Source organism: Collinsella aerofaciens (assembly GCF_015670795.1).
GTDB lineage: Bacteria > Actinomycetota > Coriobacteriia > Coriobacteriales > Coriobacteriaceae > Collinsella > Collinsella aerofaciens_Q.
Map to the genome: position 1 here is coordinate 24,222 of NZ_JADPCJ010000007.1, position 19,782 is coordinate 44,003.

18 protein-coding genes, 2 tRNA genes and 1 pseudogene are annotated in these 19,782 nt (G+C 61.5%); 18 read left to right on the forward strand and 3 right to left on the reverse strand.

Annotation, left to right across the window (positions count from 1 at the left end; translation table 11 throughout):
* The first annotated feature begins 3 nt into the window (after positions 1-3).
* From brnQ to I4W09_RS03615, 3 genes are all read left to right on the forward strand, one after another.
* Positions 4-1,362 (forward strand): branched-chain amino acid transport system II carrier protein, encoded by a 1,359-nt coding sequence (gene brnQ, locus I4W09_RS03605; protein ID WP_196031919.1) that lies wholly within the window; start codon positions 4-6, stop codon positions 1,360-1,362.
* A gap of 91 nt (positions 1,363-1,453) precedes the next feature.
* A tRNA-Pro gene (locus I4W09_RS03610) sits at positions 1,454-1,530 on the forward strand.
* A gap of 6 nt (positions 1,531-1,536) precedes the next feature.
* Positions 1,537-1,610, forward strand: a tRNA-Gly gene (locus I4W09_RS03615).
* 212 nt (positions 1,611-1,822) lie between these two features.
* Here I4W09_RS03615 and I4W09_RS03620 read toward each other — a convergent pair.
* The 3 genes from I4W09_RS03620 to I4W09_RS03630 form a co-directional block, all read right to left on the reverse strand.
* Positions 1,823-2,818, reverse strand: coding sequence for a hypothetical protein (locus tag I4W09_RS03620; RefSeq protein ID WP_196031921.1), 996 nt, complete (start codon positions 2,816-2,818; stop codon positions 1,823-1,825).
* Positions 2,819-3,116: 298 nt separating this feature from the next.
* Positions 3,117-3,593, reverse strand: coding sequence for a type II toxin-antitoxin system VapC family toxin (locus I4W09_RS03625; protein ID WP_196031924.1), 477 nt, complete (start codon positions 3,591-3,593; stop codon positions 3,117-3,119).
* Positions 3,586-3,909, reverse strand: coding sequence for a type II toxin-antitoxin system RelB/DinJ family antitoxin (locus I4W09_RS03630; RefSeq protein WP_158554596.1), 324 nt, complete (start codon positions 3,907-3,909; stop codon positions 3,586-3,588). Before I4W09_RS03630 ends, I4W09_RS03625 begins: the two co-directional genes overlap by 8 nt.
* 427 nt (positions 3,910-4,336) lie before the next feature.
* Here I4W09_RS03630 and I4W09_RS03635 point away from each other — a divergent pair, with 427 nt between their 5' ends.
* From I4W09_RS03635 to I4W09_RS03700, 15 genes and pseudogenes are all read left to right on the forward strand, one after another.
* On the forward strand, positions 4,337-4,855 hold the full coding sequence (locus I4W09_RS03635; protein ID WP_022095206.1) for a 4Fe-4S dicluster domain-containing protein: 519 nt from the start codon (positions 4,337-4,339) through the stop codon (positions 4,853-4,855).
* 75 nt (positions 4,856-4,930) lie between these two features.
* Positions 4,931-5,080 (forward strand): annotated as a pseudogene (locus I4W09_RS10720) (hypothetical protein); the annotation flags it as partial.
* A complete protein-coding gene (fdhF, locus tag I4W09_RS10515; RefSeq protein WP_465038298.1) occupies positions 5,066-7,153 on the forward strand; it encodes a formate dehydrogenase subunit alpha in 2,088 nt (695 codons plus the stop codon). The pseudogene I4W09_RS10720 and the gene fdhF, both read left to right, overlap by 15 nt.
* Positions 7,154-7,231: 78 nt before the next feature.
* A complete protein-coding gene (locus I4W09_RS03645; protein ID WP_022095203.1) occupies positions 7,232-7,849 on the forward strand; it encodes a 4Fe-4S dicluster domain-containing protein in 618 nt (205 codons plus the stop codon).
* Positions 7,842-9,860 (forward strand): hydrogenase 4 subunit B, encoded by a 2,019-nt coding sequence (gene hyfB / locus I4W09_RS03650; protein ID WP_196031930.1) that lies wholly within the window; start codon positions 7,842-7,844, stop codon positions 9,858-9,860. The genes I4W09_RS03645 and hyfB overlap by 8 nt, the downstream gene beginning before the upstream one ends.
* Before the next feature lie 12 nt (positions 9,861-9,872).
* Positions 9,873-10,799, forward strand: a complete 927-nt coding sequence (locus I4W09_RS03655; RefSeq protein ID WP_196031933.1) for a respiratory chain complex I subunit 1 family protein — start codon at positions 9,873-9,875, stop codon at positions 10,797-10,799.
* 15 nt (positions 10,800-10,814) lie between these two features.
* Positions 10,815-12,272 (forward strand): hydrogenase 4 subunit D, encoded by a 1,458-nt coding sequence (locus I4W09_RS03660; protein WP_196031936.1) that lies wholly within the window; start codon positions 10,815-10,817, stop codon positions 12,270-12,272.
* Between the two features lie 13 nt (positions 12,273-12,285).
* Entirely contained in the window at positions 12,286-12,939 is a 654-nt protein-coding gene (gene hyfE, locus I4W09_RS03665) for a hydrogenase 4 membrane subunit (protein ID WP_055286167.1), read from the forward strand.
* 3 nt (positions 12,940-12,942) lie between these two features.
* The gene (locus tag I4W09_RS03670) at positions 12,943-14,502 is read left to right on the forward strand and encodes a hydrogenase 4 subunit F (RefSeq protein ID WP_196031939.1); all 1,560 of its coding nucleotides are present in this window, start codon (positions 12,943-12,945) and stop codon (positions 14,500-14,502) included.
* A gap of 3 nt (positions 14,503-14,505) precedes the next feature.
* Positions 14,506-16,278 carry a hydrogenase large subunit gene (locus I4W09_RS03675; protein ID WP_196031942.1) on the forward strand — a complete coding sequence of 591 codons (1,773 nt, stop codon included), beginning with the start codon at positions 14,506-14,508 and terminating at the stop codon, positions 16,276-16,278.
* A gap of 1 nt (position 16,279) precedes the next feature.
* The gene (locus tag I4W09_RS03680; protein WP_070097519.1) at positions 16,280-16,996 is read left to right on the forward strand and encodes a formate hydrogenlyase complex iron-sulfur subunit; all 717 of its coding nucleotides are present in this window, start codon (positions 16,280-16,282) and stop codon (positions 16,994-16,996) included.
* A gap of 2 nt (positions 16,997-16,998) precedes the next feature.
* Positions 16,999-17,781: an NADH-quinone oxidoreductase subunit B family protein gene (locus I4W09_RS03685; protein ID WP_196031945.1), complete on the forward strand. Its 783-nt coding sequence runs from the start codon at positions 16,999-17,001 to the stop codon at positions 17,779-17,781.
* Positions 17,782-18,363, forward strand: coding sequence for a formate hydrogenlyase maturation HycH family protein (locus I4W09_RS03690; RefSeq protein WP_196022399.1), 582 nt, complete (start codon positions 17,782-17,784; stop codon positions 18,361-18,363).
* Positions 18,363-18,866, forward strand: coding sequence for a hydrogenase maturation peptidase HycI (gene hycI, locus I4W09_RS03695; protein ID WP_052044134.1), 504 nt, complete (start codon positions 18,363-18,365; stop codon positions 18,864-18,866). Before I4W09_RS03690 ends, hycI begins: the two co-directional genes overlap by 1 nt.
* Before the next feature lie 39 nt (positions 18,867-18,905).
* Positions 18,906-19,745, forward strand: coding sequence for a formate/nitrite transporter family protein (locus tag I4W09_RS03700; RefSeq protein WP_196031948.1), 840 nt, complete (start codon positions 18,906-18,908; stop codon positions 19,743-19,745).
* The last annotated feature ends 37 nt before the right edge of the window (positions 19,746-19,782 follow it).

Sequence of the window (19,782 nt, forward strand, 5' to 3'; positions counted from 1 at the left end):
CCCATGGCCTCATCCGCCTCGCGTGGTCTGCGCTCCGACCATGTCGTTACCGTCGGCATCGCCCTGTTCTCGATGCTCTTTGGCGCCGGCAACCTTATCATTCCGCCGCTGCTGGCGCTGCAAGCAGGTTCAGCCACGCCGGTCGCCATGCTCGGCTTTCTCATCGCCGCCATCGGCCTGCCCGTCATGGGCTTTATCGCCGTGGCGCTTGCCGGAACGGCGCGCGAGCTTGCCGGCCGCGTGCACCCCAAGTTCGGTGAGTTCTTTGTTGCGGCGGTGTATCTGGCCATCGGCCCGTGCCTGGCCATTCCGCGTACGAGCTCCACGGCCTTCGAGATGCTGGTGCCGCTGCTGCCCGAGGGCGTTTCGCTTGGCACGGCTCGTCTGGTGTTTGCCGTTGGCTTCTTTGTCGTCGCGTTTGCTCTCACGCTGCGCCCGGGTGTCATCACGCGCGTGCTCGGCCGCATTTCGGGCCCCGCGCTCATTGCGCTCATCGTGTTGGTCGTGGGTGCCGCCGTGGTCTCGCCACTGGGACCGGCTGCCGCGCCTCAGGCTCCCTACGATGCAGGCGCCGCCGTGCAGGGCTTTTTGACTGGCTATCAGACCATGGACCTGCTCGCGTCGCTCGCCTTCGGCATCATCATCGCCGAGACCATCCACGAGTTGGGCGTTACCGACGATAGGCGCGTGGCCTTCGAGATCTCGCGTTCGGGTGTGATCGCCGGCGTGCTCATGGCCATCATCTACTGCGGCCTGGCGCTTGCCGGAATGCAACTCGGCACGGTTATGCCCGATGCCACCAACGGCGCTGCCATCCTCGCTCGTTCGGCCTCCATGCATTTTGGGCTTGCTGGCACGGTCGTGGTCTTCGCGATCTTTTTCCTCGCCTGCATGAACGTGTGCGTCGGTCTTATTAGCTGCTGCTCGCGCTATTTCTGTGAGACGTACGTAGTTGAAGGGGGAGCGGAGGCTTCCGAGGGGGCCATGCGCCGCCCCTTCGCGATCCTTGCCTTTGTGTTCGCGGCGTTTTCGTGCGTGCTCTCCAACGTGGGCCTCGATGTGATCCTTATGTTCTCGGTGCCCATGCTTAACGCCTTGTATCCCGTCGCCATCGTGCTGGTTCTCATGGGTTTGGTACACGGCTTTTGCGACGCTCATCCGCAGGTGTGGGTCTGGGTTGGCGGTGTGGTTGCCGTGCAGAGCGTGATCACCTCGGTCCGCGATGCGTTCTTTGGGGGCACGTGGCTGCCGTTTGATGCGCTGCCGTTGGCGGATATCGGTGCCGCGTGGGCGCCGGTTGCCGTGGTGGCATTTGCGATCGGCCTGCTCCATAGTCGTTTTGTCGCACATTCGAGGAGCTAGGGTTTCTGCGCTTGCACAGGCGGGGAGTCTCCCCTATAATTTCCTTCGCTTTGGGACACGCAAGGTTTAGACCTTAGCTGCTCAACACCTTCGGGACGTGGCGCAGTTTGGTAGCGCGCCTGCTTTGGGAGCAGGATGTCGCAGGTTCAAATCCTGTCGTCCCGACCATATCTTGCGGGCGTAGTTCAATGGTAGAACCCCAGCCTTCCAAGCTGATGACGCGGGTTCGATTCCCGTCGCCCGCTCCATAGGATATCTTTAACGGCTCTGGCTCCTTTTGGTGCCAGAGCCGTTTTCATATACATGCCGGGGACCCCACATCCCCTCCTAAGTTGCGGTGAAATAGTTCCTGGATTAGCCGCAAAAGCTGTTATCCAGGAACTATTTCACCGCAACTTATTGAGGCCGAGCGGGTTGGGTCGATGATGGGTTCTGTTGCCGAGAAGATGAGGGCAGCCGGTCAGGAGTCTGTGTAGGGTTTTGTGGTTGGTATACCGTAGCCGCGCATCATGGAGCCGAACGCTTTGACATCGTAGGTGTCTGAGAGCTTGAAATGAATGACGTTGTGGCCCATGGCACGCAGGTTCGCGTCGCGCATGAGGGCAGCTCGATAGGTTTTTGCCGCAGTATGTTCCGGATCATTTTGGGCATCGTCCTCAAACTTGCCTAGTCCATGCAGCTCAGCCAGCATCCAAGAGCCGTCTGGCATCTGCCAGCCGTAATCTGCCAAATAATAGCCGGCGTTTCCCGGTCGAGTGATTTCAACCTGAAGTTCGGGAGCGGCAACTCCCGCCAGAATCATTGCCGCCCGTGCCTCGGATTCTCCACCGTTATCCGATCTGCCATCCATGTGTTCAAAAACGTCAAATGCGCGCGCGATGCCGTGCAGTCCGCGGCAGTTCGCTTGTGCATATGCACGCAATTCTTTACGCTCGACACCGTACTCACGAGCCAACCCGTCGACATAGCCTAGTGCATATCGAAAAGCGCTCGTTCGGGCGATGTCGACCACCGTGCGATATGGATCCGTTAACGTAAACGGGCCGAGCTGCCATACGTCGCCCGGCCGCCAGCGTCGGTATTCAACGAATTCGTACATATCGCGTCTGGTGGAACGCGGTAGCAGCACTTGCACCTTGTCGAGAAGCGAATATGCAGAACCGATGCCATAGAGCAGTGCCGCCGTTGCTCCACAAAACACGGCATCCGGTTCAACGACTGCAATAGCGGATGCCAATTGAAAGATGCGATCTTCGACGCCGAGGTCATTCCAATACGCGGGATCAGCGTAGACATGGTTGTAGAGTCGAATAATCATCTCTTTTTGCATGAGCGCGTAGGCACAGCGTTCATCCCATTTTTTGGTAGCTACAAACAGGTGCCCGCCATGATGGGCCTCGAATAACCGGAAGAACAGCTCTAATTGCGGTTTGGTACAGCGTTTATCATGACTCATTTTCGACCCCATGGTCTCGAGGGGGAGTGAATGACACTACGCTATCCCATATTTGGCCCGCCTGACCTTGCCATCAACTGACCAAAAGCTTGACGGGGCAGGTCAGAGTCATGAGTCGTAGCCAAACATATCGGCAAACGGTTGATTAGTGCCCCTCGGCGGCACTAAAAACCACCCTTACAGAAAGTTGCGGTGGAATAGTTCCTGAAAGGCTCGAATAAGCCTAAATCTAGGAACTATTTCACCGCAACTTAAGAGGGGATGGGGCTGAGTGGCGGGCGATGCCGTTGCCTGTCGGTTAGTGGCGGGATTGGTGGCGGAGTTTGTCGATGGTGGAGTCGGTGCTGCGGCTGCGGGATTCGGCGGCGCGGTCGCGGGCGTCGGCGGCGGTTTGGCGCTTGCGGCGGTAATCGATCATGCCTTGGATGATGGGCTTGCCAAAGCTCACGACATCATCGTTGTAGATGGCGGTTCGGGCTGCGAGGAGGCAGTCGGTAAAGTCCATATGGGTCTTGCCAAAGAGTTTGACGGCAAGGGCGACAACGGTGGGCTCGTCGACCATGACGTCATCGAGCAGCCTTTTCAAGGCCGCAGCAATCTCAACGCGGGGAACCTTATAGACGTCGCGCAGCGTGACCACGATGCGTGTGATGATTTCGGGGTAGACGCGAGCGGTGCGCGTGGCGATGACCTTGGCAGCGCGCGGTGACAGAACTTCGTCGTCGTCAAGCAGGTAGCGCAGGATGACGGTCTCGTCGATGATGGTGCTACTCATGGATATCTACTTCCTCGGGACCCAAAATCGAATCGTCGCTTTCTGTAGCAAGGTACTCAATCCAGGCATTGCGCTCCTCGGAGCGGCGATTGGGGTCCCCATATGCTTTGAGCGATCCATAGGCGGCGGTGCCGTCCTTTGAGCGCACGGCGACCGGCTGAAAGGGAAGCTTGCGCATCAAAATGCTCTGCGCGACAAATAAGCGGACAGCCTCGGCGAGCGATGTGCCCATGGCATCGTAGAGATGCTCGGCATGCTGCTTGTCTTCCTCGCGAATGCGCACCTGCAGGATGGCTCTTTTTTGAGTCGATGACATCACTGGCCCCCTTAATGAGCGTGCAATATAGTCGGTCAAATGCGGCACGTGCCGATACCTGAGCATCTTATAACTATTACTTTATTTCGCTCAAGTAAATAACCATTAACACGAATACAAGCGTAGTACATCCAAAATGAGAGTGCGTAAAAATCTCAGAGGTGTACGCATGTAATACACTCACCTTTATAGCTTATAGAGAATAATTCCAACCTGCCAAAACCCCTGCAATACACCCGTATTGCAGGGCGTATGCTCAAGTTTGCCACCTGCAACTGCGTATATTTAACCTGTATATCGTTGGAGGAATTCTATCGAAGTGCCTGTTTCGCCGCATGCACTCGATACGCCGATGCCGGACCACGGGCGGTCCGGGGCAACGTCGGCAGGGTCTCTCCGGCATGGGATTCAGGAGGGAGTGAACAACATGGGCAATAAACGAGTCGTAGCCGATTCCTCGCGCTGCATTGGGTGCCAAACCTGCATGGCGGCGTGTATCGAGGCACACGATATTCCCGGCAACATCGCCGCGCCGCGCCTGCGCGTAACGCGTACCTACGAGATCTCCGCGCCGGTGGCATGTCACCACTGCGAGGACGCTCCGTGCGCGAAGGCTTGTCCCACGGGCGCCTTGTTCTTTGATCCAAAGAACCATCGTATCGGCGTCAACGAGGACAACTGCATCGGCTGCAAGAGCTGCGTCATGGCCTGCCCCTTTGGCGCCGTGAGCGTGGCGACCACGCAGGTCCCCGTATTGATGGGCGACGTGCGCGTGGGTTCGCAGACTAAGAGCTTCGTGCTCAAGTGCGACCTGTGCGTGGACCGTCCCGGCGGTCCAGCGTGTGCCGAGGCGTGCCCGACCAAGGGCCTTACCCTGGTAGACGAGGAGCGCCTGGCAGAACTGACTGCCGAGCGTGCCCGCGCCACCATCGAAAACGAGGCGTAAGCGTTGGGGCGACAAGCCCAATGATTGTCAAATTAGTACCGAGTAATCGGTAGCAGAAAAAGGAAGGAGGGTGTCATGGAGAAGCATAAAGTGATCTGCCCGTACTGCGGCGCCGGTTGCCAGTTTAACCTCCTGGTCCAAAACGGCCAGGTCGTGGGCACCGAACCGCTCAACGGCATCACCAACCAGAGCGAGCTGTGCCTTAAGGGCATGAGCGGCTACGACTTCATCAACGACACCAAGATCTTGACTCCTCGCGTACTGCACCCGATGATCCGCCGCACTAAGGGCGCGGATCTTGAGCGCGTAAGCTGGGACGAGGCACTGGATTTCACCGCATCTAAGATGCAGGCCATAATTGACGAATATGGTCCTAACGCTGTCATGACCACCGGCTCCTCGCGAGGCGGCGGCAATGAGGCGAACTACGTCATGCAGAAGTTTACGCGTGCGTGCATCGGCACCCACAGCGTGGACAACTGCGCCCGTACTTGACACGGCCCTACTGTCCTCGGTCTGATGGACACGGTTGGTTCAGGTTGCATGTCATGCTCCATCCCCGGTATGGAGGACGCGGGCTGCATTTTCCTCTTCGGCTATAACCCTGCCGATTCGCACCCCATCGTCGCAAGGCGTATCGTGCGAGCCAAAGAAAAGGGTTGCAAGATCATCGTCGCCGACCCGCGCCATATCGAAACCGCGCGTATCGCCGATCTCTACCTTCCGATCAAGAACGGTTGCAACGTTGCGTTCCTCAACGCCTTTGCAAACTGCTTGGTCAACGATGGCCTCTACGACAAGGAATTCGTCGCCGAGCACACGAACGGCTTTGACGAGTGGTGGGAGACCATCAAGAACTACACTCCCGAATCCGTACAGGACATCACGGGTGTCGAGCCCGCGTTGATCCACCAAGCTGCCGAGATGTACGCCACGGCGAAGCCCTCTGCCATCATTGGCTGGGGCATGGGCGTATGCCAGCAGAAGCAGAACCTGAAGACGGTGCACACCATCGCCTCCATCGCCTGCGTTGCCGGCCAGATCGGCAAACCCAACTCCGGCCTCGCGCCCGTGCGCGGTCAGAATAACGTCCAGGGCTCCTGCGATATGGGCATGCTGCCCAACCTGTACCCTGGCTACCAGAAAGTCACCGACCCCGCCGCTCGCGCCAAGTTTGCCAAGGCTTGGGGTGTGCCCGAGGAAAAGCTCCCGCTCGAGGAGGGCTACAAGCTCACCGACCTGGGCCACCTGGTCGACGAGGGCAAGGTGCACTGCTTCTACAACTACGGCGAGGACCCGGTGCAGACCGAGCCCGATTCAGCCGGTATGCGCAAGACGCTCTCCGAGCTGGACCTGTTCATTTGCCAGGACATCTTTATGACGCAGACGACCATGCTCGCCGACGTCATCCTGCCTGCCACCTCTTGGGGCGAGCACGAGGGTGTCTTTACCGCATCCGACCGTAGCTTCCAGCACTTTGACGCGGCCGTTCCGCCCAAGGGCGAGTGCCGCCACGACTGGGAGATCTTCGCGGACCTGTCTACGCGCATGGGCTATCCCATGCACTACGACAACACCGAGCAGATCTGGAACGAGTGCATTAGCCTGTGCCCCAACTTTGTGGGCGCAACCTACGAGAAGATGGCTCCCGAGGGCGGTTACGCCCAGTGGCCGGTCAAGAGCACCGATGTGAACGACCACGGTACGCCCGACATGTTCGCTGGTGGCAAGTTCACCACCAAGGACGGTCGCGCCAACCTGATGGCGCACGACTGGGAGGCGCCCTCCGAGCTTCCCGACGATGAGTACCCGCTCATTCTGTGCACCGTCCGCGAGGTCGGCCACTACAGCTGCCGCTCGATGACCGGCAACTGCAAGACGCTGGCGCTGCTTGCCGACGAGCCCGGCTTTGTCCGCATGAATCCCGCGGACGCCCAGGCGCGCGGCATCAAGAACGGCGACATCGTCTCGATTCACAGCCGCCGCGGCCAGGTATACAGCCGCGCCGACGTGAGCGACCGTATCAACAAGGGCACGGTCTATATGACCTACCAGTGGTGGATCGGCAAGTGCAACGAGCTGACCATGCACAAGGTCGACCCGGTCTCGCATACGCCCGAGGACAAGTTCTCCGCCTGCCAGGTCGACGCTATTGCCGACCAGGTCTGGGCCGAGGGCGAGGTCGAGCGTCAGTACACCGAGCTCAAGCAGGCTCTGGTGGACGCCGCCGCTCCTCAGGACGTTGAGCCCGGCGTCGCCAAGTTCGACGACGAGACGCACGTGAACCAAATCGTGTAGTCCCGTTCTCGTTGGCTTTTTGGGCCGGGCGTCCCGTACGTTCGGGAGCCCGGCCCGTTATTTTGAAAGGAAGTGGGGATGAACCGCTTCATCGACATCAACCCGGAGAGGTGCATCGGCTGCGGAACATGCCAGTCCGCCTGTGCCGACGCCCACCGGATGCAGGGTCTTCAGGATACGCCGCGCCTGGCGCTCGTGAAGACCGGCGGTATTTCGGCCGCCCTTGCCTGCCACCATTGCGAGGGTGCCCCCTGCGCCGAGGTTTGCCCGGTGAATGCCATCGAGCACGATGGCGACCGCATCCACGTTAAGGAGCAGGAGTGCATCGGGTGCAGGCTGTGCGCCATCGCGTGCCCCTTCGGAGCCATCCATCCCGATGGCACGTCTATCGCCGGTGTCGCAGGCATGTGCGACCCGACGCCTTCGTATCCTAAGTCCCTGAGCAGCCTGCTTACGTGGGCTCCCGGCCAGTACACCTGCGCTGTCAAGTGCGACCTGTGCGCCTTCGATCCGGACGGCCCGCATTGTGTGGCGGCGTGCCCCACCAAGGCGCTGACCGTCATGGGCGGCGCGGCCGATCGCGAGCTCGACGAGGCCAAGCGCCTGCGCTCGATCGAAAACGGTCCGGTCGTCGACGTTACCGCTGTGGCCCAGGGCCTGTCCGAGAAAGCAGAAGGGAGCGTAAACAATGGATAGCATGACGCTGTTTATCGCATCGCTTGCCGTCTCGTGCATCGGTGCGCTCGCCTCGGTTCTGCTGATCAAGGCCGATAACGCCGCCAAGACCGCCGGCTGCCTAATCGGCGCCGTCGCCGCGGTGCTTTCATTTGTGGCCGGTATCCAGGCCGTGCTGGGCGATGTCACGTCGGTCGACACCATCGTGTTCTTCCCGTTTGCCCATTTCCAGCTGCTGCTCAATCAGCTGTCCGGCCTGTTCGTGGCGCTCATCTCGGTGCTCGCGTTTGCCGGTTCGATCTACGGTCTCAACTACTTTGATGAGTACCCGGGCAAAAAGGGCCGCGCCGGCTTCTTCTTTAACACCTTCGTGGCGTCCATGATGCTCGTCATCACCGCCGACAACGTGTTTTGGTTCCTGGTCGCCTTTGAGCTCATGTCGCTGACCTCGTACTTCCTGGTCGTGATCGAGGAGAACGAGAACTCCATCCATGGCGGTTGGCTCTACTTTGTGATCGCGCACGTGGGCTTTGTGCTCATCATGGCGAGCTTCCTCACCATGACCAACTTCGCCGGCGGCTCGTTTGCCTTTGCGGATTTCCGCGCCACGCAGTTTAGCCCTGCGGTCGCATCCGTGTGCTTCGTGCTCGCCTTCTTTGGCTTTGGCGCCAAGGCCGGTATTATCCCGCTGCACGGCTGGCTGCCCAAGGCACATCCCGAGGCGCCGTCCAACGTGTCGGCCCTCATGTCCGGCGGCATGATCAAGATCGGTATCTTCGGTATCCTCAAGGTGGGTCTCGACCTGCTCTCCGCCTCGGGCGTTCAGGTCTGGTGGGGCCTTATGGTCATGGTCTTCGGTGCGATCTCGTCGGTCCTCGGCGTGGCCTTCGCCCTGCAGGAGCATGACATCAAGCGCCTGCTGGCCTATCACTCCGTCGAGAACATCGGCATCATTCTGCTCGGCGTCGGCGCCTCCATGGCCGCCATGGCGCTCAACTCGGTCGGCATCGCCGTCCTAGCTCTGATGGCCGCCCTCTACCACACGTTTAACCACGCGATGTTTAAGGGCGAGCTGTTCTTGGGCGCCGGTGCGCTGCTGTACTCCACGGGTACGCGCAATATGGAGAAGATGGGCGGCCTGTTCCGTCGTATGCCGGCAACGGCCATCTGCTTCCTCATTGGCGCGCTTGCCATCTCGGCCATCCCGCCCTTCAACGGCTTTGTGTCCGAGTGGTTTACCTACCAGTCGCTCTTTAATGCCGCCATGCAGGGCGACAAGGCCGTTATGATCGTGGCCGTGTTCGCCGCCGTCGCGCTCGCCATTACCGGCGCTCTGGCTGTCACGTGCTTCGTCAAGGCCTATGGCGTTTCCTTCGCCTCCGCGCCCCGCTCCGAGGCCGCGGCCAATGCCAAGGAGGTTCCCGCCCCCATGGTGTTTGCGCAGGGGCTGCTTGCGGCCATCTGCGTCGTGCTGGGCATTGGCGCTCCCGTGATCGCGCCTGTGCTGGTCGATGTCGCCGCGTCCGTGCTGCATCCGTACGGTGGCGTGTTTGCCGCCGAGGGCATGGAGCTCATGAACCAGTACTCCGGCGCTGCCACCTCCACGCCCGCGATCGCCATTGCGCTCGTGGTGCTCGTCGGCCTTGCCTGCGGTTATCGCAAGCTCAAGACCGTCGGCAAGGTGCAGAAGTCCCAGCCGTGGGCATGCGGCTATGCTCCCAACGAGCATATGCCCGTCGTGGCCACGACCTTTGCCTCCGAGGTGTCCTGGTTTATGCAGCCGCTCTACACGCTGCGCGGCCGCTGCACGGCCGTCTGCTGGTCCATCGCGCACTTCTTCCAGAAGCTCACCGATGTGGCCGAGGCTGTGGAGCCCGTACCCGACAAGGTTCTCGTCGATGCTCCGCATAAGGGTGTCGAAAAGCTCGCCGACCTCGCGACTAAGCTCGAGGGCGGCAACTACAGCATCTATATCTGCTACATCGTCGCGGCACTCGTGGTGTTCCTCGTGCTCGCCGTGCAAATGGGTTAAGGAGGGGAGAGCATGAACAACATCGTACTTGCCGTTCTGCAGGGCGTGGTCGTTATGGCCGTCGCGCCGTTCTTCTCCGGTCTCGGTCGCGTGATCCGCGCCAAGATGCACAACCGTCGCGGCCCCAGCATCATGCAGGACTACCGCGACCTGGCCAAGCTCTTTGCGCGCCCCGAGTCCCAGAGCGAGGACGCGAGCTTTGCGCTGCGCATTATGCCGCCGCTGTTCTTCGCCGTCGCCTTTATGCTCGCGATGGGCTTGCCGCTCTTTACGGCACAAAGCCCCATCCCGGTCTTTGGTGACGCCATCACCATCATGTACAGCCTGGCGCTCGCCCGCTTCTTCTTCGCCCTCTGCGGTGTGGATTCGTCCAACGCCTACGCCGGTATCGGCGGCGTTCGCGAGCTGCTCATGAGCGTGCTCATCGAGCCGTCCATGCTGCTGGCGCTGTTTGCCGCCGCCCTGGTGTGCGGCTCCACCGACATCGCCACCATGGGTCAGCACATCATGACGGGCGCCGTCGACGCGCCGGTCGCCGTGATCCTCGCCGGCATCGCCTTTGCGATTGCCTGCTACATGGAACTCGGCAAGCTGCCGTTTGACCAGGCCGAGGCCGAGCAGGAGCTTCAGGAAGGTCCGCTCGCCGAGCTTTCCGGCCCGTCGCTCGCCATGGCCAAGCTCGCCATGTCCATGAAGCAGGTCCTGGTCGTCGCCTGGTTCTGCGCGATTTTTGTCCCCTGGGGCGAGCCCGCGACCGTGGGCGTCGCCGCCGTTCTGGGCGCGGTCATCTTCCTGGTGAAGTGCCTGATCGACTTTGTCGTATGCGGCGTGATCGAGAACTCCTGCTCGCGCTCTCGTTTTAAGGTGCTTGGCAATCAGACCTGGGCCGTCGTGGGCATCGCCGTTCTGGCGTTTGTCTTCGTGGTCGTCGGCGTGTAGGAGAAGGGAGAAACAATGTCATTTGCAGTCAGTCTGTCCCTTCTCGGCTTGGTCGCTATCGCGGCCCCGATGGTGGCCTCGGTGCTCGTCGCCCTGTTCCCCCGTCCGTACGCCAAGTGGTTCAGCGTTTTGGGTGCCGCCGTCTCGACGGCCTGCACCATTGCCCTCGCCGCGAATTTCGCTGGCGGCGGCATGCCCGACACGCAGGTCCCCCTGATCTCGTTTGGGCAGACCCTCGTCATGGGATTCACCTTCGATCGCATGAGCACGCTGCTCGCGCCCGCCTTTGTGGGTATCGGCCTGCTTGTCGTGATCTATTCGATTCCCTATATGAGCGAGAATAACCGTGAGCATCCCGACGCGCCGCGTCGTCGCTTCTACGCGTACCTCGCGACCTTCATCGGTGCCATGGCCGGCCTTGTGTACAGCTCGACCCTTTTGGGCCAGCTCGTGTTCTTTGAGATCACGGGTGCGTGCTCTTGGGGCCTCATTAGCTACTACATGACGCCTACGGCTAAGAAGGCCGGCATGAAGGCCCTGATCATCACGCATATCGGTGCGCTCGGCCTGTATCTGGGCGCCGCCATCGTGTTTGCCCACACCGGCACCTTCGCCATTACCGCGATTGCCGGCCTCGATGCCAAGCTCAAGGCTATCGTCCTCTTGCTCGTGCTGTTTGCAGCCTGGGCCAAGTCCGCACAGGTTCCCATGTACATGTGGCTGCCTTCGGCCATGGAGGCGCCGACGCCCGTTTCGGCCTACCTGCATGGCGCCTCGATGGTCAAGGTCGGCGTGTGCGTGTTCGCGCGCGCGCTCGTCTCTGCCGGCGAGATTCCCGAGATCGTGGGCTGGGTCGCCATTGTCGACGCCATGGTCACCATGCTCTTTGGTTTCCTGATGTACCTGCCGCAAAAGGACATGAAGCGTCTGCTGGCCTTCTCCACGATCGCCCAGCTCTCCTATGTGTTCTTTGGTCTGGGCCTTTCGGTCTTTGGCAGCCAGCTGGCCTTTGACGGCGCCGTGTGCCACATCTTTAACCACGCCTTCGCCAAGACGCTGTTCTTCCTGATCGCCGGATCGTTCTCCTTTACGCTCGGCACGCGTATGCTGCCCAAGCTTCGCGGCATCGTAAAGAAGTACCCGATCTCGGGCGTGGGCTTTGGTGTCGCGGCACTCGCCATTGCCGGCGTGCCGCCCATGAACACGTTCTTCTCGAAGTTCCAGATTATCGCCGGCGGCTTTTCCGTGGGTGCCGGCAACGTCGCGATCCTGGTGCTCGTGTGCATTATGGTCGCCGAGACCGTCGCCACCTTTGCCTGGTTCCTCAAGTGGATGGGCTATTGCCTGCCCGGCGACCCGAGCGACGAGGTCGCTGCGGGAGCCCCGCTTCCCCGTGCGATGGCGTTCGTGTTCATCGTGCTCATCATCATGGTTATCGTCAGCGGCCCGCTTTCGGCCAGCTGGATCGGTTAGGAGGTAGAACGACATGGGTTATTCGATCGTCAACATCCTTGGCGGCCTTCTGATCGTCACGTCCACCATGGTGGTTGTCTCCAAGAACATCAAGCATGCCATCAGCTGGTATGCGGTGCAGTCGCTGGTGCTCGTGGGGCTTCTCGCCACGCTCGGTGTCACCACCGGTGCGCAGGAGCTGCTTATGTGGGCCGGATCTGCCTTTATCACTAAGGTCGTCCTGGTCCCTTACATCCTCAACCGCGCATACAAGAAGATGGGCGAGCCGAGCGACGCATCGCTCAAGGCCGGCCTTAAGCCCGCGTGGGCCATTTGCATCATCGCCGTCGAGGTCGCGATCTGCTTTGCCGTCGTGACGCAGATCAGCCTGCCCACGGCCGAGGTCGCAACGCCTGCGCTCGCTATTAGCTTCGCTCACTTCTTTGTGGGCCTCACCTGCATCATTTCGCAGCGCAACATCATGAAGCAGATCTTTGGATACTGCCTTATGGAAAACGGCAGCCATGTGACGCTCGCGCTCTTGGCCCCCACCGCTCCCGAGATCATCGAGATCGGTATCGCCACCGACGCCATCTTTGCCGTCATCATCATGTCCATCGTCGTGCGTCGCATTTGGGACGACTCCCACTCGCTCGATGCGCGCGACCTGTCCGAGCTGAGGGGGTAGTCCATGGAAACGTTGATTTTCGCCCTGCTCGCGACTCCTTTGGTGTTCTCGCTGGTCATGGCTTTTTTGCCCAAGAACACGTCCTATAACGTGTTTGCGGGTCTCAACCTGGTCTCCGTCGCAGCCGTCCTGGTGCTGTCGATTATGACGGCCGGTGACGTCCTTATGAGCGGCGACACCGCGAGCGCTCTTGGCCTGTGGTTTCACCTCGATTCGCTGGGCGCCATCTTTGTGCTGCTCATCGGCTTTATCGGTTTTCTTACGGGGCTGTTCTCGCTGCCCTATGAAAAGGCCGATATCGAGGAGGGCTCCATGCCCGCCGAGCGCACCAAGCAGTATTTTGCGCTGTTTAGCCTGTTTGTGTTCACCATGCTGCTCGCGTGCCTGTCCAACAACATGATCCTCACGTGGGCCGCCGTGGAGGCAACCACGCTTTCTACCGTGTTCCTCGTGGGTATCTACAAGAACAAGACGGCCCTCGAGGCTTCTTGGAAGTATGCGATGGTCTGCACTGCCGGCGTGGCCTTCGGCCTGTTCGGTACGCTGCTGATCTACGCCAACGCCGCCGACGTGATTCCCAATGCCCACGAGGCCGCGTTCCTGTCGTGCGTGCTGCCGTATGCCGACCAGTTCGACCCGACGCTCATGCGCCTCGCCTTTGCGTTTATCGTGATCGGCTTTGGCACCAAGGCCGGCCTGTTCCCCATGCACACTTGGCTGCCCGATGCCCACTCCCAGGCCCCGAGCCCTGTCTCGGCCCTGCTCTCGGGCGTGCTGCTTAAGTGCGCCATGCTTGTGATCATGCGCTTCTACGGCTTTACCATCCAGGCCGTGGGCGCCGAGTATCCGCAACTTTTGCTGCTGATCGTCGGCACGCTGTCCATTTTGGTGGCGGCACTCTCGATGTTTCGCCAGGACGACCTCAAGCGCCGCTTTGCGTACTCGTCTGTGGAGAACGTGGGCGTTATCGCCCTGTGCCTGGGTATCGGTGGCCCGCTGGGTATCGCCGCGGCCCTGCTGCACTGTGTGTTCCACGGCTTTACCAAGACGCTTGCCTTCTGCGTGTCCGGCAACATCCAGCACGCCTTTGGCACGCGTAGCCTGGCCAAGATTCAGGGTATCGTCGAGGTTGCCCCCGCAACAGCCGCGCTCGCCGTCCTGGCGCTGCTCGGTCTTGGTGCCTTCCCGCCCTTTGGCATGTTTATCTCTGAGTTCCTGACTTTTGTCGCCGGTGTTACCGCCGGTCCCATGTGGCTGGTTGTCGTGGTCGCCCTCGGTCTTACCGTGGCCATCTCCGCGCTCACCCGCATCGCACTCAAGTCGGTATTCGGCCATGCGCCCCAGGGCATGGATAAGCATGAGGTCCCGGCGCTCATGCTTATCCCCGAAATCATCCTGGCTGTCATGATCTTGTGGTTTGGCATCGCCACCCCGCTGCCCCTTGTGCACGGTGTGGAGACCGCGACCGGCATCGTGCTCGAGCAGAGCACCGAGGAACTTCACGCGACGCCGATGTACCGCGCTGTGTTCGGTACCGAGACCGCTCAGAGCGAGGTGGAGTAACGAATGATTGAAACTGAGAACAAGGTGTATGCCCGCCGCTGCGAGAGCCATGTCGAGGCCCTGCGCCGCGCCGTTCCGGGCTGCATCGAGAAGGTCGAGTGGCAGTGCGAGGACCAGCTGACGATCACCGTCAAGCAGGACAAGCTGCCCGAGGCCGTCCACTACCTGTACTACGAGCGCTACGGCTGGATTCCCGTGATCATCGGCAACGATGAGCGCAGCCTGTGCGGCCGTTACGCCGTGTACTACGTCATCTCCATGGAGGGGGAGGATCCCGGCTGGGTGACCGTCCGCGCCGAGGTCGATCCCGCCAAGATGACGTTCCCGTCCGTGACGCCGTTCGTCCCCGCCTGCGTGTGGGGCGAGCGCGAGCTGCGCGACATGTTCGGCCTGATTCCCGAGGGTCTGCCCGATCGTCGCCGCCTGGTGTTGCCCGATGACTGGCCCAGCGGCCTGTACCCGCTGCGCAAGGACTCCATGGACTACCGCTTCCGTCCCGCTCCCGCGAGCGACATGGAAAACTACGAGTTCTTGGCCGACACCAAGGGCAAGGAGACCACGCTCGTCCCCATGGGCCCGTTGCACATTACCTCCGACGAGCCCGGCCACTTCCGCCTGTTCGTTGAGGGCGAGACGATCGTCGACGCCGACTACCGTCTGTTCTACGTGCACCGCGGCATGGAGAAGGTCGCCGAGACGCGCCTGAACTATGACGCCGTGACGTTCCTCGCCGACCGCATCTGCGGCATCTGCGGCTGCGCCCACTCGGTGGCCTATGCCGAGGCCGTCGAGCGCGCCCAGGGCATTCATGTCCCGCCGCGCGCCCAGTACATCCGCGCCATCATGCTCGAGGTCGAGCGCCTGCACTCGCATCTGCTCAACATTGGCCTGGCGTCGCACTACACGGGCTTCGACTCCGGCTTCCAGCAGTTCTTCCGCGTCCGCGAGAAGTCCATGGACCTGGCCGAGAAGCTCTCCGGTCACCGCAAGACCTACGGCCTCAACGTGATCGGCGGTGTGCGTCGCGACATTTTGGCCGAGCAGAAGCTCTCCACGCTCACGACCATCCACCAGCTGCGCTCCGAGGTTCAGGAGCTCGTCGACGTCTTGCTCTCCACGCCCAACTTTATTGAGCGTACGAGTGGCATCGGCATTCTGGACCGCAAGATCGCACGCGACTTCTCGCCGGTCGGCCCGCTCATGCGTGGCTCGGGCTATGCCCGCGACGTGCGCTTTGACCATCCCTTCGACGGCTACGCCGATCCGGATGTTCAGAAGATGCATGCTGCTACGGCAGACACCTGCGATGCCTTCGGCCGCACCGCCGTCCGCATCCAGGAGGTCTACGATTCGATTGACATGATCGAGACCATGCTCGAGAACTGCCCGTCGGGTCCCATCCTTACCACGGATTGGGAGTACACCCCGCACAAGTACGCCATCGGCGCCACCGAGGCTCCGCGTGGCGAGGACGTGCACTGGGCCATGCTCGGCAACAACCAGAAGTGCTACCGTTGGCGCGCCAAGGCGGCCACGTACAGCAACTGGCCGGTCCTGCGCTACATGTTCCGCGGCAACACCGTGGGCGACGCGGCGCTGATCGTCGGCTCGCTCGACCCGTGCTACTCCTGCACCGACCGCGTGACGGTGACCGATGTCGCCGCCAAGCGCGACCACGTGCTCGACAAGGAGCAGTTCGAGAACGTCTGGCGCGACAAGTCGCCGCTTGCGGGCGAGGGCACCATGGCCGCTCCGCTCGATGAGGAGGCGCTCTAATATGCTGAAGCTTTGGAAGGTTAACGCCAAGGCCGGCGACGCGACGGTCAAGTACCCGTTTGCGCCGTTCCCCACCAACAAGGACATGCGCGGCAAACCCGAGCACAATGCCGAGCTCTGCATCGCCTGCGGTGCCTGCGGCGTGGCGTGCCCGGCCGATGCCATTCGCATGGACACCGACCTTGCGGCCGACACCATCACCTGGTCGATCGACTACGGCCGCTGCATCTTTTGCGGTCGCTGTGAGGAAGCCTGCCCCATGGAGGCCATCAAGCTCACCGAGGAGTTTGAGCTGGCCGTCATGAGCAAGGACGACCTTACCAGCAAGAGCGTCTATACGCTCGAGCACTGCTCGCGGTGCGGCAAGCCGTTTGCCCCGCACAAGGAGATCGACTATGCCAAGCGCCTGCTGCAAAAGGCCGGCGGCATGGAGGCCGAGCAGGCTGCCCGCACCGTCGGTATGTGCCAGGAGTGCAAGCGCGAGCTCGACGCCCTGCGCGCCGCCTCGGCCGTAAAGACCGGCAACGCTGCCGGCATGGCTGCCAACGAGACGCTTGCGTCCGGCGAGCCCCAGGGCCCCGGCATGGAGTATCTGGGCGGCCATGGCGTGAACCCGGAGTATATCGACCGCGAGCTCAACCCCGATGCGCCCGAGATTCCCGCCGGTCCGGCGCCGGTCGAGGGCATCATCATGGATTTTGAAACGAAGGAGGAGTAACCATGGCCGAACCCACGCTTTTGCCCGAGCGGCTTCAGTACCGCCCGACCAAGATCGAGCTCGACGAGAGCATCGAGAAGGCCAAGGCGACCCTTCTTAAGAAGATCAAGCGCTCGGTGTACGTCTACCGCGTCGACTGCGGCGGCTGCAACGGCTGCGAGATCGAGATCTTCGGTTCCATCACGCCCGTCTTCGACGTCGAGCGCTTTGGCATCAAGGTCGTGCCTTCGCCCCGTCACGCCGATGTGCTGCTGTACACCGGCGCCGTGACGCGTGCCATGCGCATGCCGGCCCTGCGCGCCTTTGAGGCCGCACCCGATCCCAAGATTGTGGTGTCCTACGGCGCGTGCGGCTGCACCGGCGGCATCTTCTACGACAACTACTGCGTCTGGGGCGGCACGGATAAGATTCTGCCGGTCGATGTCTATATCCCCGGCTGCCCGCCCAGCCCCGCGCAGACCGTCTACGGCTTTGCCATGGCGCTCGGTCTGCTGGACCAAAAGCTCCATGCCGAGACCACGGTGGAGGCCGCCGGCGAGCAGGCCGATATCCTGCACCCCGGCGTGCCGTACAAGCTGCGCGTTGCCATCGAGCGCGAGGCTCGCGCCATGAGCGGCTACCGTTACGGCCGCGACCTGGCCAACGAGTTTATGGATACGCTCGAGGGCGCGCCCAAGGGCGATATCCACGGTGCCATGGCGCTGCTCATCGACAAGCAGGATGATCCTCGCCGTGTTGAGGTGTACTCGGCGCTGCAGGATCTGGTGCTGGCCGGAGGTCGCTAGATGGAGCTCACGGACCGCTCTGGTTACTTTGCGGGCCCCGGCATGCTCGGCGGCTCTTTTGGCGATGCCTCGCGCGCAAGCGACGAGGCCGCCGAGGGCGTCGCCGACCCCTGCCTGGGCCACGCGCCCGACCAGGTGGTCTTCTATGAGCTCACACGTAAGTTTGTGGAGACCGAGGAAGACGTTCCCCAGGAGGCCTGCGACGTGCTGTACTACACGCTCGCCGTGGGCCACCACACCGGCGTGCTCGACTGCTTTGAGCCGCGCCTGTCGGTGCCGGTGAACGTGTTCTATTCGCTCGTCGACGCGCTGCCGGAGGGGGAGGCCAAGACCAAGTTTGAGGCCATCCGCTCCTTTGGCGAGTGCCAGCTCGACAAGGCGGCCGTGCCGTCGCTGCTCGAGGCCTGTGACACGCTGCTCGATGAGCGCGGTTTTCGCGGGTCGGCCAAGGCCGGCATCTCGGTGTTCGATGACGACTTTGGCCTGCATGCCCAGCAGGTCGCGTTCTTAATGAAGTTTCGCGATCTGGTGGAGCGCGTGCGCGATGTGTCGGGCGTGTATCTGACGGGAAGGTTGCAGTAATGGGTCGCGTTGTGGATGGGCGTGTGAACGGCGCCCCGTTTGCGGGCATCGTGCTCACGGCGGGAAGCGTGCTGCGCGCCGACGATGCCGCCGGCCCCGTGCTCTCCAAAAAGATGGAGGACGCGCCCATCGCCGGTTGGTACACCATCGACGGTGGCCAAACGCCCGAGGACGACATCATCGAGGTCAAGCGCGAGCGTCCGCCGCGTCTGGTTTTGGTCGATGCCGCCGACATGGCGCTGCCCGTCGGCGCCATCCGCTTGCTCGACAAGCGCGATGTGGCCCGCAAGTCGATGTTCACCACGCATTCGCTTCCCTTGTCGATTCTGATCGAAGAGATTGAGCAATCGTGCGAAGATATCGTCTTCATAGGGATTCAGCCGGGCGACACGGAGTTCTACAACCCCATGTCCCCGGAAGTCTTTGACGCCGTCGACGCCGTGTACGACGCCGTGGCCGCCAACGACTTTTCCCACTTTGTCCGCTTGGGGCAAGAGCAGTAGGAGCACTTGTTCCATTTTGTTAGGAAAGAAGTGATTGACATGGCAGATTCCAAGGTGGAGTATCCCGCTCCCGATTGCCTGGCGCCCGCCGCGATCGAGGCCAAGACCGAGGTCGCCGGCGTGACCAAGGCTAACCTGCCGGTCGCTAAGGCCTTTCTGTTGGCAATGTTCGCTGGTGCGTTCATCGCCTTCGGCGGCCTGTTCTTTACGGTGTTTTTGAGCGATAGCACGCTGGGCTGGGGTGCGCAGCGCGTCGTGGGCGGCTTGTGCTTTTGCCTGGGCCTGGTGCTGGTACTGGTGTGCGGCGCCGAGCTGTTTACCGGCAATTCGCTTATGGTCTGCGCGCTCAAGAGCAAAAAGATCACCCTGGCTCAGATGCTCAAGGCATGGGTCGTCGTGTGGGTCGGTAATTTCGTCGGTGCCCTGCTTATCGTCTTTTTGGTGTACATGGCCGGCATTTACAAGCTCAACGGCGAGGCGGTCGCCAATTCTATGGTGAGCGTCGCCGCCGGCAAGGTGACGATCGACTGGGTGACGATCTTCTTCCGCGGCATCCTGTGCAACATCTTTGTGTGCCTGGCCGTGTGGATCGGTACCGCTGGCAAGACCGTGGTCGATAAGGTTGTGGGCATTCTGCTGCCCATCGCTGCCTTTGTGGCCTGCGGTTTTGAGCACTGTGTCGCCAACATGTACTTTTTGCCTATGGGTGCCGTGATGCATGCGTGCGGCTATGGTGCCAAGGTCGCCGGCGCCGATGCGCTCAACGCTGCGGGCATTGCGTTTAACCTGTCCGCCGCCACCCTGGGCAACATCGTGGGCGGCGCGGTTCTGGTCGCGCTCGGCTACTGGTTTATCTACGCCAAGAAGTCCGAGGCGTAAGGTACCGTCTGTTTGACGTTGGGCCTCCCGCGGGGCG